We start from the raw sequence: 15,735 nt of genomic DNA on the forward strand, positions 1-15,735 counted from the left end.
ATTCTTGAATTGTTTGACTGTCGCGGCTCAGTCGGGTTTCGCTCCGGGCTCCCCCGCAGCACGAAAGGCAGGACCCGATGAAGCGGACCCTCGGTCTGTTCTCCACCGCGACGGCGCTGTTCGCCGGCGCCACGTTGAGCGTCGTTCCCTCGCTGGCGCTGGCGGCACCTTCCCCCGCGGAAGCGGCGCGCGCGCACGACGTGTCTCCGGACCTCCTCTCCGCGATGCAGCGGGACCTGGGGCTGACGGCGGACGGGGCGAAGCGGCGGCTGGCGTCGGAGGCCGCGGCGGTGCGCGTGGAGGGGACGCTGCGCGCGGAGCTGGGCGAGCGCTTTGGCGGCGCGTGGATGAACGCGGACGGCAGCGCGCTGGTGGTGGGCGTGACGACGGACGCGGACGCGGACGTGGTCCGCCGCGCGGGGGCGGTGCCCCAGAAGGTGAAGTACACGCAGGCGGAGCTGGAGGCGGTGAAGGCCCAACTGGACCGCGACAGCCGGCTGGCGGGCCGCACCGTGCACGCCTGGTACGTGGACGTGATGACCAACAGCGTCGTCGTGCTGGCGCAGGACTCCGCGCTGACGGGCGGCACGGACTTCGTCGCGAAGGCGGGCGTGAAGCACGCGGCGGTGCGCACGGTGCCGTCGCGCGAGGAGTTCAAGCCGGTGTACGACCTGCGCGGCGGTGACGCGTACTACCCGGGCGGCTCGCGCTGCTCCATCGGCTTCCCGGTGGCGGGCGGCTTCGTGACGGCGGGCCACTGTGGCGGTCCGGGCACGGCCACCAGCGGCTTCAACGGCGTGGCGCAGGGCACGGTGGTGGCGGCCAACTGGCCCGGCAACGACTACGCCTGGGTGCGCACCAACGGCTCCTGGGGTTCGCAGCCGTGGGTGAACAACTACGCGGGCGGCAACGTGCTGGTGTACGGGTCGCAGGAGGCGGGCATCAACGCGTCCGTCTGTCGCTCGGGCTCCACCACCGGCTGGCGCTGCGGCGTCATCACGCAGAAGAACGTCACGGTGAACTACTCGGCGGGCCCGGTGTACGGCCTGACGGCGTCCAGCGCGTGCGCGGAGGGTGGTGACTCCGGCGGCTCGTGGCTGTCCGGCAACCAGGCGCAGGGCGTGACGTCCGGCGCGGGCGGCAACTGCACCTCCGGCGGCAACACCGTCTTCCAGCCGCTCAACCCCATCCTGGGCGCCTACGGCCTGTCGCTCACCACCACCGGCAGCGGCGGCTCCGGCGGACCCATCATCGGCCTGGCGAACAAGTGCATCGACGTGCCGAACTCCAACACGGCCGACGGCACGCGCCTGCAGCTGTGGGACTGCAACGGCACCAACGCGCAGAAGTGGACCTTCATGTCGGACGGCACCGTGCGCGCCTTCGGCAAGTGCATGGACGTGGCCTGGGGCTCCAGCGCCAACGGCACGGCCATCCAGCTCGTGAGCTGCAACGGCAACCCGGCGCAGCAGTTCATCCTCTCCGGCGCCGGTGACCTGGTGAACCCCCAGGCCAACAAGTGCGTGGACGTGACGAGCGGCAACTCCGCCAGCGGCACCCCGCTGCAGCTCTGGGAGTGCAACGGCACCGCCGCGCAGAAGTGGCGCCGGTAGTCGTCCCCGGGAGCGGCTGAAACGAAGAAGCGCGGGCCCCCAGGGTGGCAGGGGGCCCGCGCTTTGTCTTTCACGACGGCCCGCGCGTCAGTGCGCGCCTTCCACCTTCACCTTGGGGTCCGCCTTCTGGAGCATCGCCACCAGGACGAGGGCGCAGACGAACAGCGCGGCGAGGATGAGGAAGTTCGCGTTGAAGGCCCGCACCAGCGCCTGCGCGCTGATGCGCTGGCTGAGGAGGCCGTAGGCCGCGCCCGTGGGGTTGAGCACGCCCCTGGCGGCCATGGCGCCCGTCATGGAGGCGACCTGCTCCTGGGCCACCTGCCCGTAGACGTCCACGTGCGAGGTGATGGCGGTGACGTTGGCCTGGGTGGAGCGGCTGAGCGCGCTGCTCATCCACGCGGTGCCGATGGAGCCGCCCAGCTCGCGGGTGAGGTTGAAGAGGCCTGCGGCGTTGCCTCGCTGCTCCGGACGCAGGTTGCTGAGCGCCATCACCGACAGCGGCACGAAGATGAAGCCCAGCGAGCAGGCACGGATGAACACCGGCGTGATGAGGGTGATTTCATCCACGCGCGTGGTCAGGTGGCCGTTGGTCCACAGGGACAGGCTCACGCCCAGGACGCCGAAGGCGATGAGGTACCGGCCGTCCACCTTGCCGCCGAACCTGCCGATGAGCGGCATCAACAACACCTGGATGGCGCTGCCCTTGAGGAAGATGAGCCCGATGTCCAACGCCTCGTAGCGCATCACCGAGCCGCAGAAGAGGCTGAAGAGGAACGAGCCGGAGAACAGCGCCGTACCCACGAGGAAGTTCACCCCCGTGGCCGCGGAGTACGAGCGGTTGGTGAACACGCGCAGGTCCACCACGGGACTGGGGGTCTCCAGCTCGTGGACGACGAAGGTGATGAGCGCGATGCCCGCGATGACCGCCAGCAGGGTAATCAGCCGGCTGTCGAACCAGTCCTCGCGGTTGCCCTCCTCCAGCACGTACTGGAGGCACGCCATGCCCACGGCGAGCAGCGCGATGCCGTTGCGGTCCACCTTCTCCATGGACGCTTCGAAGTGGGGCTGTTCGATGGAGCGCCACGCCATGTACGCGGCGAAGAGGCCCACCGGCACGTTGATGAGGAAGATCCAGTGCCAGCTGGCCGCTTCGATGAGCAGACCGCCCACGGTGGGCCCCAAGAGCGGGCCCGTCACGGCGCCCAGGCCGAAGAGGGCGCCCGCCATGCCGTGCTCCTCGCGCGGGTAGCGGGCGAAGAGGATGGCCTGGGACGTGGGGATGATGGCGCCACCGCCCATGCCCTGGAGGATGCGGAAGGCCACCAGCGAGGGCAGGTTCCACGACAGGCCGCACAGCACGCTGGCCACCGTGAAGAGGAGGATGGAGAACGTGAAGTACTTCCGGTAGCCGAAGCGGCGCTGCAACCAGCCCGTCATCGGGATGACCACCACGTTGGCCATCATGTAGCCGGTGGACACCCAGGCGATCTGATCCAACGGCGTGCCGAAGCTCGCGCGGATGTCGCTCAGGGCCACGTTGACGATGGAGATGTCCAGCACGGACATCAGCGCCGCGGCCATGGCCGCGATGGTGATGCCCGCCTTGGAGCCGGTGATGACGTCTCTGCGTGCGTCCACGGTGGGCTACTCCGCCTTCCGGGTGTCCGCCGCCGCGGTCTTCTGCGGCTGCGGCTGCGCTTCCGCCTCCGTGTCCACGGTGACGTAGGCGCTCATGCCGGGCTTGATGGGCAGCGCCTTCAGGTCACCGTCGAAGCGGATCAGCACCGGGATGCGCTGCACGACCTTCACGAAGTTGCCGGACGCGTTGTCCGGAGGCAGCAGCGCGAAGCGCGCGCCGCTGGCGCCCGCGAGGCTGTCCACGTGGCCCTTGAACGCGTGGCCGCCGAAGGCGTCCACCTTCACGTCCACCGGCTGGCCCGCGCGCATCTCACCGACCTGGTCCTCCTTGAAGTTGGCGACGACCCAGATGTCGTTCTGCGGAACCACGGCCATCAGCGGGCGCTCCGGGCCCACCATCTGCCCCACCTCCACGGTGCGGCGGCTGACCACGCCGTCCACCGGGGCGCGCACCTGCGAGTAGGACACGCTGAGCTCCGCGAGCGTCAGCGCGGCGCGCGTCTGCTTCAGGCGCGCCTCCGCCAGCTTCAGCGCGGCCTGCGCGGCCTGCACCTGCACGGGGGCCGTCTCCGCGGCGGAGAGCTTGCCCTGCGCGGCCTCCAGGCCACCGGAGGAGCTCTGGATGCCGGCCTCCGTGGAGGTCAGCCGCGCGCGGGACTGCTCCAGCGAGGCCCTGGCGGTGTCATACGCGGCCTGGCGGGCGTCGAGGTCCGCCTGGGCCACGGCGCCCTGCTCGCGCAGCTGCTTGATGCGGCCCAGGTCCGTCTCCGCCAGCTTGAAGCGGGCCTCGGCCGCGGTCACGTCCGCGCGGGCCTGGTCCAGCGCGGCCTTGGAGGAGCTGATGCCGCTGGAGGCCTGGGTGACGCCGGCGCGGGCCTGGCGCAGGTTGGCGCCCGCGTTGGCCTCCGTGAGGGTGAGCTGGGCCTGGGCGTTGGACAGCTGGGCCTCGGCGCTCATCACGTCGGCGCGGGCGACCTCCAGGCGGGCGTCCAGGTCCGCGTGGTCCAGCTCCACCACCACGTCGCCGGCCTTCACCACCTGGTTGTCGTGCACCAGCACGCGGGCCACCTGCCCGGCCACGCGCGGCGACACGTTGGCGATGCGGCCTTCGACCTGGGCGTCGTCGGTGGACTCGTGGCCGTGGGTGAGCAGGAAGCGCGCGCCTCCGCCCAGCACCGCCACGCCCACGAGGATGGGCAGCACCTGCCTGGCGCGGGAGCGCTTCGCGGGCTTCGTGGCGGCGGGGGCTTCGGTGGCGGGGGCGGCTTCCAGGTTCGAGGCGGTACGGGTCGTCATTGTTGTTGCTCGGGACGGCTGTTGAAGATGGGGTGTGGGAGGTCTGCTCAGGGGTCCCGCAGGGCGGGAATGCCGGAGGACACCTTGGCGAGCAGGGCGCGAAGGGTGTCCCGCTCATCCAGGCTCAAGGGAGCCATGAGCGCGGCGATGCGGCGGTAGTGGTCGGGCATCATGTTCAGGATGAACTCGCGCCCCTTCGAGGTGAGGTGCACGGAGTACATGCGCCGGTCCTCGGGGTGATCCGTGCGGGAGATGAAGCCGTCCTTCTCCAGCGTGTCCAGCAGCCCCGTGATGGTCGCGCGGCTGCACCGCGACAGCTCCGCGAGGTCCGCGGGACGCAGCGTCTCCCCCGCGTCCTCCGCCGCGAAGAGCTGCACCAGCACGACGAAGCGTCCGTGCGACACGCCGTGCCGCGCGAAGTGCGCCTCGTAGGCCTCGGTCAGCTCATTGGAGAGACGCAGCATCGTCAGGCAGGTCTCGATGGCGCTCGGGTCGAGCGCGGGAAACCGTTGGGCCATCTGCTTCAGCCGCTCGTACCGGGGCACGAGCTTCATCGGCGTGGCGTTTTTTGGACGGGGAGGAGCCAAGACGCGACGTCTAATAAGGCCCCTAACGATTTTGCGCAAGGTGATTTCGTCGCCTGACTAAATCCTTGATTTCACGACCGGGAGATGGACCGTCTGGCTACTCGGCCGCCCTCGACTCCGCGTCCGTGGGAACGCGCTCCAGGAGGAGAACGACGCGCAGCTTGGGATGACGTTGCTGCATGGCGCGCACGGCGCGCAGGTCGAAGGACTGCACGTCGGCCCGCTCGGCGAGCCCTGCCTCCAGGATGTCCCGGGCGACCGCGTCGCCGTGCGCCGGGCCGACGGCTGTCGTCGCGGAAGTCTGTTTGAGCTCCACGTTGAAACGGACGCGCCGGGCGTTTCGCGCGCGGAGTGGGTCACGGGCTTCGTGCGCGGCATCCGCCTGATCCGCCGCGAAGGCGAACACCTGGCGCAGCGTGGGGACGGTGTAGGGATGCCGGAGTCCGGTGCGGGCGGCGAACGCGACGGCCTCGGGTGAGTCCACGGGGTGGTTCGTCTGGTACCGACGGTCCGGGAGGAGTTGGTCGCAGACGAAGTCGGCCTGGAGCCTCGCGACGGTGAGGGTCGCGATGGGAATGGCGGCCCTGAGCGGGCGTCCATCCGCGTGGCGGCACTTCACCGGGGACAGGTCCGGGTCGTGGGAGAGCACGGGGACGCCATCGGCGGTGAGGACGGTGTCCAGTTCCAGCGTGGTCATCCGGGAGTCGAGCGCGGCCTCGAAGGCAGGCAGCGTGTTCTCCGGCCGCAGGTTCCGCGCGCCCCGGTGGCCCTGCGCATCGAAGCGCTTCGGGTCGATGAGCCCGTCCGCGTCCAGCAGGTCCCCGGGGCTGCCGTCCCTGTTGGCGTCGAAGTCCCGCACCACTTGCGCGAGGAGGTCCGGCCGGTCGCTGATGATGCCGTCCACGCCGCGCTGGAGCAGGGCCTTCATCGTGTGCGGGTCGTTCACGGTCCAGACGATGACGGGGTGGCCCGCTTCGCGGAGGCGGTCCAGGTCGATGCCGCCTCCGGGCCGGAGCAGCCGTACGTCCGGAGCGCAGACGGGCGCCTTGTCCCGAGCGTGCGCACGCAAGGTGTCCATGAGGCGCACCGTGGGGTCGTCCGCTGGCATGCCGGAGGCGCGGCCGCTCCGCGTGCATGCGCAGGCAAGACACGCCACGAGCAGCCCGAGAGGCAACCACCGGGTGAACGATGTCGTGCGCATGGGCTGCCTTCCCTCCTGGGGTCGGTTAGGAAGCTGAAGCGATGGACGTGAAGGATGCCACCGTGCAGGCAGCGCTGCGTCAGGCGTGCGACGACGCGGGCCTGCCCCAGTCCCTGCGCGGCTGCGTGTATCCGCTGCTGCGGGATCCGGAGGGTGACTGGCCCCCGTGCTGCGGCGGAGGCTGCATGCCGTGCACGTCCACGCTGGCGGACGTGGCGCTGCGCACGCTGGAGCTGCTGGGCACACCGCGACGCTCGCCCCTGCCGCCGGGCTAGCTCAGCGGTTCGAGTGGTCCACCAGCACGTCCGTGCGCGGGAGCGACCAGTGCATCTGGACCATCCGCCACTCGGTGTCCCGGCGCTGGAAGGCGCAGGCCACGCGGATGCCTTCGAAGGTGACGGGCCCGCTGGCACCGACGAGCGAGACGTCCATCGCGGGCACCGTGAGGCACGCCATCGTGGAGGGCGCCGCGCCGCCGTGCCAGAGCTGCTCCGAGCGCAGCGTCACGCGGATGTCGCGCAGGCTCTGGAACTGGGTGCGGAAGGAGTGCGCCACCTGCTCCCAGCCGATGAAATGGAGGTTGGAGTGCGTGCCCACGACCACGATGTCGTCGTCGTGCCAGAAGAGCTTGGACAGCGCCTCCAGGCTCCCGCGCTCATAGGCATCCACGAACGCGGTGAAGCGCCCTGAGAGTTCCGTCTTCCATTCATCCCGCGTCGAGTTCATCGCGTCCCGCGTCCCTTCCCGCTGTCAGGTGCTCCCGGATGATCCGCGCCACCTCCGCCACGGAGGGCTCCTCCATCACGGTGAAGTGGTTGCCCTTCACGTCGTGGGCCTGGAACGGAGCGGTCGTCAGCGCCTTCCACCACGCCGTCGCATGCGAATCCAGCACCGCGTCCCGCTCCGAGGCCCGCAGGTACACGAGCGGCACCGCGTGACGCCCCGGCGTATACGCCGCGATGGCCTCGTTGGTCGCGAGCACCACGTCGCGCAGCCGCGCGTCGAGTTCCATCGCCGTCCGCAGCCCCTCCGCCGCGCGCGGGGAGATTTCCCGGAACGCATCGATGAGCCGGAGCACATCCCCCACGCTCCGGACGCCCAGCCTGCGCGAGTCATCCACCGTCACCGTGTCGATCTGGATGACGCCCGCCACGGAGTGGCCGCGCTCCAGCAGGATGGCCGCCATCTCGTACGCGATGACGCCTCCCGAGGAATGACCGCCCAGCCAGAAGGGGCCGTGGGGCTGGAACGTCAGCAGCTCGTCCACGTACGTGCGCGCCATCGCCGGCACGTCGCGGTAGAGCACCTCACCGGGCTCCAGCCCCGACGCGCGGAACGCGTGCACGGGCGTGTCCGCGCCCAGCCGCTTCGCCAGCGGCAGGTACGTGTAGACGGTGCCTCCAATGGGCTGCACCAGGAACAGCGCCGTCCGGCCGCGCTGTCCCGCCTGGAGCTCCATTCGCAGCGGCGCTTCCTTGAGGAGGGGCCTCCCCGTCCGCTCTAGCTCCTCCTGCACCGCCTGCACCCAGGCGCCCAGCGTCGGGTGCTCCAGCACCGCGTGCAGCGACAGGGTGACTGCTAGCCTCGACTTGAGCTCGCGGTTGAGCTGCACGACCAGGAGGGACGTGCCGCCCAGCTCGAAGAAGTGGCTGTCCGGCGTCAGCGTGTCCACGCCGAGCAGCTCCTTCCACAGGGCCTCCATGGAGGCACGCACCTCCTCGCGGCTCAGGGTCCGAGGCTCGGCCGAGACGGGAGGCCGTGGGGGCCGTGGCGCCTTCTCCGCCAGCGAGTACCGCTTGCGCTCGAAGGGATACGTCGGCAGCACGACGCGCCTGCGCGGTTCGCTTCCGCGCACCGTGCTCCAGTCCACGGGGGAGCCCACGGACCAGAGCTGTCCCACGGCCTGGAGCAGCGCCTGCTCATCGCTCTCCTTCGGGTGACGCCGTCCCGCGTGCGCGCCGAGCGTGTGCAGCACCAGCCGCTCCCGCCCCACCCGGGGGTTCAGCGCCGTCAGCGTGGAGAGCATCCGTCCCGGCCCCACCTCCACGAAGATCCGCTCCCGGTCCTCCAGCAGCAGCTCCAGCCCGGCGGAGAAACGGACCGTGTGTCGCAGGTGGCGGGCCCAATACGTGGGGTCGCGCGCGTCGTCCGCGGTCAGCCAGGTGCCCGTGACGTTGGAGACCAGCGGAATCGCCGGGGACTTCGGGCGCATCGTCCGGGCCAGGTCCGTGAGCGGCTGCATCGCCGGCTCCACGAGCGCGGAGTGGAACCCCTTCGTGCGCGGAAGCCACTTCGTCCGCACGCCCCGCCCCTGCAAGCGCGCCGCGAAGTCCTCCAGCGCCTCCAGTGTGCCGGCCACCACGCACTGGCCGGGCCCGTTGACCGCGGCCAGGGACAGCCCTTGTGGCAGCTCCTGCGTCAGCACGGCCTCCGACAGGGGCACGGCCAACATGCCGGAGGGTGGCAGCGCGTCGCAGAGCCGGCCGCGCAGCGCGACCAGCGAAGCGGCCTGCTCCAGCGAGAGGACGCCAGAGAGACAGGCGGCGGCGTATTCGCCCAGGCTGTGGCCCAGGAGGCTCGTCGGATGAAGCCCCCAGGCGCCCAGCAGCTTCGCCAGCGCGTACTCCGTCGTGAAGATGGCGGCCATGCCCAGCGAGGGCGCACGGAGCGCCTCCTCCGCGCGCGCCCCGCCGTCGTCCGTGAGCAGCACGGCGCGAAGGTCGCGCTCCACCTCCGGGCCGAAGTGCGCGGCGCATTCATCGAAGGCTTCGCGATACGCCGGAGCGCGCCGGTACCATGCCGCGCCCATGCCCACCTCCTGCGTGCCCGTCCCCGGGAACAGGAAGCACACCTCTGGAAGCGGAGAGGAGGCGAGCTGCGAGGAGCTGTCCCGCCGGAGCTTCGCGATGGCCTCCTCGCGTGACTCGCAGGCGATGGCGCGCCGGTACGCGAACGCCGTCCGGCCCTCCTGCAACGTGTACGCGACGTCCGCCAGTGACTGTCCGGGATGCCGCTCCAGATGATCCGCGAGCCGCCGCGAGGCCGCGCCCAGCGCCTCCCCGCTCCGCGCCGAGAGCGTCAGCACCTCCATCGACGGGCCCGCGGTGATGACCTTCGCGGGCGGGGCCTCCTCCACGACGACGTGCGCGTTCGTCCCGCCAATGCCAAACGCGCTGACCCCCGCGAGGCGCGGGAAGCCTTCGGGCACGGCCCACGGCCGCCCTTCCCGGCTCACGACGAAGGGCGAACGCTCCAGGCCTGACTCCGGATGCGCGCGCTCGAAGTGCACGGTTCCCGGAAGGAAGCGGTGCTCCAGGGCCAACGTCGTCTTGATCAACCCCGCCACACCCGCCGCCGAGTCCAGGTGCCCCACGTTGCTCTTGAGCGCGCCCAGCACCACCTCGGGCTCCGACGCCGCACGGTCGCCAAAGGCGAGCCGCAGCGCCTGGACCTCCAGCGGATCCCCCAGCGGCGTCGCCGTGCCGTGGGCCTCCACGTAGGTGATGTGACGCGGGGCCACGTCCGCGTCGGCATGGGCCCGCGTGATGACGTCGCGCTGGCCCTCCACGCCCGGAGCGGTGAAGCCGACCTTGGCGTTGCCGTCGTTGTTGATGGCCGAGCCTCGGATGACCGCTTGGATGGAGTCGCCGTCCCGCAGCGCGTCCTCCAGCCGCTTGAGCACCACGATGCCGACGCCGCTGGAGGGCACCGTGCCCTGCCCCTTCGCGTCGAAGGGACGGCAGTGGCCATCCGGAGACGTGATGCCGCCCTGTTCGTGCAGGTAACCGGAGGGACCGGACGCGAAGAGGGAGACGCCTCCCGCCAGGGCCACGTCGGACTCGCCCGAGCGCAGGCTCTGACAGGCCAGGTGCACGGCCACCAGCGACGTGGAGCAGGCGGTCTGCACCGTGAGCGCGGGCCCGCGAAGCCCCAGTTGATACGCCGTCGCCGTGGCGAGGAACTGCCACGGATTGCCCAGGATGGACCGGTATGCGTCCGACGCCACGGACAGCGAGCGGAAGCGCGGCAGCACCTGATCCAACCAGTAGCGCGGCACGCCCGAGCCCGCGAACAACCCCGCCTTGCCGGGCAGGCGCTTCGGGTCATAACCCGCCGTCTCGAGCGCCTCCCAGGCGCACTCCAGGAACACGCGGAGCTGCGGATCCATCAGCCGCGCGTCCAGGGGGCTGTAGCCGAAGAACGCGGCGTCGAAGGACTCCACGTCCTCCAGCAATCCCGAGGCACGGACATAGGCGGGGTCGTCCAGGAGCTGGGGATCCTCGCCGGCAGCGAGCAGCGCCTCCCGGCTGAAGCGGGAGAGCCCCTCGCGTCCCTCCACCAGCAGCGTCCACAGCGCATCGACGCTGGGCGCCCCCGGGAACCGCCCCGCGCTGCCGATGACGGCGATGTGCTCCGAACGCGCGGGACGCCGCTCGGGCTCTGGCGTCATTACCGGAGCCGGCTGCTCGCGCGAGTCCGCGTCCAGGTGCCGCGCGAGCGCTTCGAGGGTCGGGAACTGGAACAGCGTGGCCATGCTCACGCGGATGCCCAGCTCCGAGTCCAGCGCGGACTGGACCCGCGCGAGCAGCAGCGAGTTCCCGCCCGCGTCGAAGAAGCCCTCCTGCCGGCCCACGCGCTCCACGCCGAGAATCCGGCACCAGATGCGCTCCAGCGCCTGCTCGCGCTCCGAGGAGGGAGTGGCATCGGGAGCCGCCGGGGCCCTGACGGAGGGCAGCGGCAGCGCGTCGCGGTCCAGCTTCCCCGTGGGCCCCAGTGGGAAGGCATCCAGCAGCACCAGCTCGCGGGGAACCATGTGCGGGGGAAGCGTCTCACCCAGCGAGTCCCTGAACGCGAGCGTCCGCAGCCGTGACGCCGCGTCGGCATCCCGGGGGATGACGTAGCCCACGAGGTGCCGCTCTCCCGCGAGCAGCCGGGGTTCGACCACGGCGTCCCGGACGTCGGGCTGCTTGCGCAGCGCGGCCTCGATTTCGCCCAGCTCGATGCGGAAGCCGCGCAGCTTGAGCTGGCGATCCGACCGCCCGTGGAAGTCGATGCGGCCGTCCGGCCGGTGGCTGGCGACGTCACCGCTCTTGTAGAGGCGGGCGCCCGGCTCCGCGCTGAAGGGATGCGGGATGAACCGCTCCGCGTCCAACTCGGGCCGGTTCAGGTAGCCGTGCGCCAGCCCCTTGCCTCCGATGTAGAGCGCGCCGCGCACGCCCACGGGGACGGGCTCCAGGGCGTCGTCCAGCAGGTAGACCTCGTAGCCCGGGAGCGGCGTCCCGATGGCGTACGGCCCCTGACCCGCGATGCACTCCGTGCTCGTCGTGAAGACCGTGGCCTCGGTGGGCCCATAGACCTGGATGAACCGGCGGCCTGGAGCCCACGTGTCCACGAGCCGTGAGGGAAGCTCCTCACCGCCAATCGCGAGCGTCTTCAAGTCGGGAAGCGCCCGCCACGCCATGGAGCCCAGCGCCGACGGGGTGAACATCGCGGTGTGGATGCGCTGTCGCGCCAGGAAGTCCGCCAGCTCCTCACCGGCGGCCACGTCCTCCTGGGCCATCAGAAACAGCGTGGCGCCGGAGGAGAGCGTCGGGAAGATCTCCCCAACGGAGAAGTCGAAGCCGAACCGCGAGCACTGCGCCACACGTTGCCCGGGTGCGAAGCCGAAGCCGGAGACCACCGTCTCGGACAGGTGCACCGCGCTCCGGTGACCGATGCGCACGCCCTTCGGCTGTCCCGTCGAGCCGGAGGTGTAGATGACGTACGCGAGGTCATCCGCGGTGACGTGGACCCGTGGATTCTCCTCCGACCCACCACGCACCTGCTCCAGCGAGATCACCGGCACGCCCGCGCTGTCCATGAGCGCGCGTGTCGCCTCCTGCGCGAGGATGCACTTCAGCCCCGCGTCCCGCGCCGTGAACTCCAGCCGCGCCCGGGGATACGCGGGGTCCAGCGGCACGTAGGCCGCGCCCGTCTTCAGCGTCGCCAGCATGGCGGTGATCAACTCGAACGACCGCTGGAGGCACACCCCCACGAAGTCTCCAGGCCCGATGCCCTGTGACAGGAGGTGCTGCGCCAGCCGGTTCGCATCCGCGTTCAGCGCCCGGTAGCTCAGGGCCCTTCCCTGGAAGACGAGCGCCGGCGCATCCGGCGTGCGTTCCGCCTGCGCTTCGAACGGGTGATGCAGGCAGTCCGCGTTCGGCACGTCCTCCACGGCGCCCTGCGCCCATTCGAGCAGCCGCGTCTGCTCCGCTTCGGAGAGCAGCGGCAGCGCCGCCACCGGCCGCTCCGGGTCGCGCACGGCCTCGCGCAGCAGCGTCACGAAGTGGTCGCCGAGCTGGTGGATCATCCACGGCTCGAAGACGTCCAGCGCGTACTCCCACCGCACGGACATGCCGTCGGGCCGCTCATCCAGTTCGACGGAGAGGTCCAGCTTCGACGTCCCCGTGTCGATGTCGTGGGGCTCCACCCTCCAATCCGACCCGGGCACCGCGATGAGCGGCTCCAGCGTGCACGACACCTGGAACAGGGGATTGGCTCCGGGAACGCGCGGCGGGTTCACCGCCTCCACGATGCGCAGCAGCGGCGCGTCCTGATGTTCGAGCGCCTCCAGGCAGACGTGGCGCACCCGAGCCAGCAGACCCCGGACGCTCAGCCCTTCGGAGAACCGGAGCCGCAGTGGCAGCAGGTTCACGAAGTGCCCCGAGATGGCCTGCGACTCCTCGCGGCTCCGTCCGGAGAAGGCACCTCCGACGACGAAGTCCTCCGCTCCGGAGTAGCGGTGCAGCAGCGCCCCCAGTGCCGCCAGCATCGTCATGAAGAGCGTGGCGTCCTCACCGCGCCCCAGCACCTTCACCGACTCCAACAGGTCCCTGGGGATCCGCACGACGTGCTTCGCCCCCCGGAAGGTCGGGACCGGAGGCCGCGCATGCTGCGTGGGCAGCTCCAGGTGCGGCACTCCCGCGAGCGCCTGCGTCCACCAGGCGAGGTGCGGGGCGATGGCCTCCCGGTACTGAGCCCCCTGCTGCCAGACAGCGACGTCGCCGTACTGGAGCCGCGGGGGCGGCAACGACGGTGCCTCCGACAGGTAGAACCGGTGCAACTCCTGGAGGTACGCCGCCATCGAGAAGCCATCCACGATGAGGTGATGCATCACCAGGAACAGACGGCTCTCCGTCGCGCCCAGGTGGATCCACGTCGCGCGCAGCAGCGGTCCGTGCTCCAGGTCGAAGGGCGCCCGCGCGTCCTGGGTGGCCAACCGCGACGCCTTCGCGCTCCGCAGGTTCTCGGGAACAGCGCGCAGGTCCACGCGTCGCAGGTGGAACGGCACTTCTGTTTCCACCCGCTGGAAGGGGCCTTCCGGCGTGGAGCCAAAGGTCGTTCGCAGCACCTCATGCCGGGCGATGAGTGAATGAAACGCGCGCTCCAGCGCGTCGGGCTGGAGGTCACCGGGCAGGTACAGCGTGAAGGGTTCGTTGTAGACGGCGCTTCGGGGCGCCACCTGCTCCAGGAGCCACAGCTGTCGCTGGGCATCCGACAGCGGCAGGGGTTGCGCCCGTTCCACCGGGACGATGGACGGCAGGGCGAGGCGCCGACCGTCGTTCCGTGCCGGCTCCACCAGCCGCGCCAGCTCCGCGATGTTCGGGCTGTCGAAGAGCGTCCGCACGGGCAGGCGGACCGACACCGCCTGCTCCAGCCGCTCGATGAGGCGGATCGCGAGCAGCGAGTCCCCACCCGACTCCATGAAGCGGTCCTGCCTTCCCGCCTGCTGCGTGCCCAGGACCTCCGACCAGACGCGCGCGATCTCCTGTTCCAGCGGCGTGCTCGGCGCCTCGCCCTCCCCGCTCCCGAAGCGCGGCGCCGGGAGCTGCTGTCGCTCCACCTTGCCACTGGAGTTGAGCGGCAATCTGTCCAGCACCATGACCGCATGCGGGAGCATGAAGCCCGGCAGCTTCGAGCCCAGATACGCGCGCAGCTCCGCGTCCTCCAGCGTCGCGCCTTCCCGCCGTGAGACATACGCGACCAGCCGCTTGTCACCGGGAGACGCCTCGTGCACCCGGACCACGGCGTCACCGACCCGCGCGTGGGTGCGCAGGACGCTCTCGATCTCTCCCAGCTCGACCCGCGCGCCGCGAATCTTCACCTGGTGGTCCAGGCGCCCCAGGAACTCCAGGCTGCCATCCTCGAGCCACTGGGCCCGGTCCCCCGTCCGGTACATCCGCGCACCGGGCACGTCGCTGAACGGATCCGGGAGGAACCGCTCACCGGTCAGGGCCGGTCGGTTCAGGTAGCCCCGCGCGAGCCCTTCCCCGCCCAGGTACAGCTCCCCCGCCTCACCCACGGGCAGCGGCCTCCCCACGTCATCCAGGACGTGCAGCTGGAGATTCGCGAGCGGCCTGCCGATGGGAATGGACACCCCCGGGGCCGGAGGCGCGTGGAGTTCATGCGCCGTCGCGGAGGTGGTGCACTCGGTGGGGCCGTAGCTGTTGAGCAGCCGCTGGGGCCTTCCCTGCGCCATGACCCGCGCCACCCACTTGGGGTCCAGCACGTCACCGCCCACCATCAAGACGCGGAGCAGGCCGAACGCGTCCGGGATGGCCGCCGCCAGTTGATGGAACAGCGACGTGCTCAGCACCGCGGCGGAGATGGCATCGCGCCGGAGCTTCTCCGCGAGGAGCGGAGGCGACAGCAGGGTCTCCCGTGAAACCAGACACAGCGTCGCGCCATTCAAGAGCGCGCCCCAGACCTCCAGCGTCGACGCATCAAAGGCATACGACGCGCCCTGGAGCACACGGTCCTCGCGCCGGAAGCCCATGAAGCCCGCATCCAGCACCAGCCGCATCACCCCCCGGTGCGGAATGCACACGCCCTTGGGTGTGCCCGTGGAGCCCGACGTGTAGAGCACATAGGCCAAGGAGTCCGGCCCCGCCCCGCCCTTCACGTTCACGGCATCGAGTTCTTCCGGAGGCTCCTCCGGCGCGGGCGCTTCGACGACGTGCCCCTGGAAGCGCAGGTCCTGGACCGCCTCGCGCCGTCCCACGAGGACCCGCATGCCGGAGTCCTCCACCATCGCGGCGAGCCGCTCCGGAGGTTGGCTCGGATCCAACGGCAGATAGGCGCCACCTGCCTTCAGGATGCCCAGCAATCCCACCAGCGTCTCCGGTGTGCGGTCGACGCGGATGCCCACGGGCTGGTCGGGCCCGACCCCCAGGGCCTGGAGCCGCCGCGCCAGCCGGTTCGCGCGCCGGTTGAGCGCGTCGTAGCTGACGCCGCCCCCTTCGGAGTGCACCGCCACTGCGTCAGGTGTGTCTCGTGCGTGTGACTCAAACAGCGTGGCGATGTCCTGCCCCGGGCGCGCGGAGATGAAATTCATGACGAGTCATTGCCCCCCACCTTCTCA

Annotated in this window: 8 protein-coding genes; 2 read left to right on the forward strand and 6 right to left on the reverse strand. The window is 70.8% G+C overall.

Annotated elements, in window-relative coordinates:
- Positions 1-77: 77 nt before the first annotated feature.
- Positions 78-1,613 (forward strand): S1 family peptidase, encoded by a 1,536-nt coding sequence (locus JYK02_RS17430; RefSeq protein ID WP_207052446.1) that lies wholly within the window; start codon positions 78-80, stop codon positions 1,611-1,613.
- A gap of 87 nt (positions 1,614-1,700) precedes the next feature.
- On the opposite strand, the gene JYK02_RS17435 is transcribed toward JYK02_RS17430, so the two are convergent.
- The 4 genes from JYK02_RS17435 to JYK02_RS17450 all read right to left on the reverse strand — a co-directional run bounded on the left by JYK02_RS17435 (position 1,701) and on the right by JYK02_RS17450 (position 6,335).
- Complete coding sequence (locus tag JYK02_RS17435; RefSeq protein WP_347402513.1) at positions 1,701-3,251, reverse strand: DHA2 family efflux MFS transporter permease subunit; 1,551 nt, start codon at positions 3,249-3,251, stop codon at positions 1,701-1,703.
- Positions 3,252-3,257: 6 nt separating this feature from the next.
- A complete protein-coding gene (locus tag JYK02_RS17440) occupies positions 3,258-4,547 on the reverse strand; it encodes an HlyD family secretion protein (protein WP_207052449.1) in 1,290 nt (429 codons plus the stop codon).
- Between the two features lie 47 nt (positions 4,548-4,594).
- Positions 4,595-5,101 carry a MarR family winged helix-turn-helix transcriptional regulator gene (locus JYK02_RS17445; protein WP_207052451.1) on the reverse strand — a complete coding sequence of 169 codons (507 nt, stop codon included), beginning with the start codon at positions 5,099-5,101 and terminating at the stop codon, positions 4,595-4,597.
- Positions 5,102-5,231: 130 nt separating this feature from the next.
- Positions 5,232-6,335, reverse strand: coding sequence for a glycerophosphodiester phosphodiesterase family protein (locus tag JYK02_RS17450; RefSeq protein ID WP_207052453.1), 1,104 nt, complete (start codon positions 6,333-6,335; stop codon positions 5,232-5,234).
- Between the two features lie 41 nt (positions 6,336-6,376).
- Between JYK02_RS17450 and JYK02_RS17455 the strand changes: the two genes are divergently transcribed.
- Positions 6,377-6,610 (forward strand): hypothetical protein, encoded by a 234-nt coding sequence (locus JYK02_RS17455; protein ID WP_120525056.1) that lies wholly within the window; start codon positions 6,377-6,379, stop codon positions 6,608-6,610.
- Between the two features lies 1 nt (position 6,611).
- On the opposite strand, the gene JYK02_RS17460 is transcribed toward JYK02_RS17455, so the two are convergent.
- Both JYK02_RS17460 and JYK02_RS17465 read right to left on the reverse strand, forming a co-directional pair.
- Positions 6,612-7,061 (reverse strand): nuclear transport factor 2 family protein, encoded by a 450-nt coding sequence (locus tag JYK02_RS17460; RefSeq protein ID WP_207052454.1) that lies wholly within the window; start codon positions 7,059-7,061, stop codon positions 6,612-6,614.
- Positions 7,042-15,708, reverse strand: coding sequence for a non-ribosomal peptide synthetase/type I polyketide synthase (locus JYK02_RS17465; protein ID WP_207052456.1), 8,667 nt, complete (start codon positions 15,706-15,708; stop codon positions 7,042-7,044). The genes JYK02_RS17460 and JYK02_RS17465 overlap by 20 nt, the downstream gene beginning before the upstream one ends.
- Positions 15,709-15,735 lie beyond the last annotated feature (27 nt).

Source organism: Corallococcus macrosporus (genome assembly GCF_017302985.1).
GTDB classification, from domain to species: Bacteria; Myxococcota; Myxococcia; order Myxococcales; family Myxococcaceae; genus Corallococcus; species Corallococcus macrosporus_A.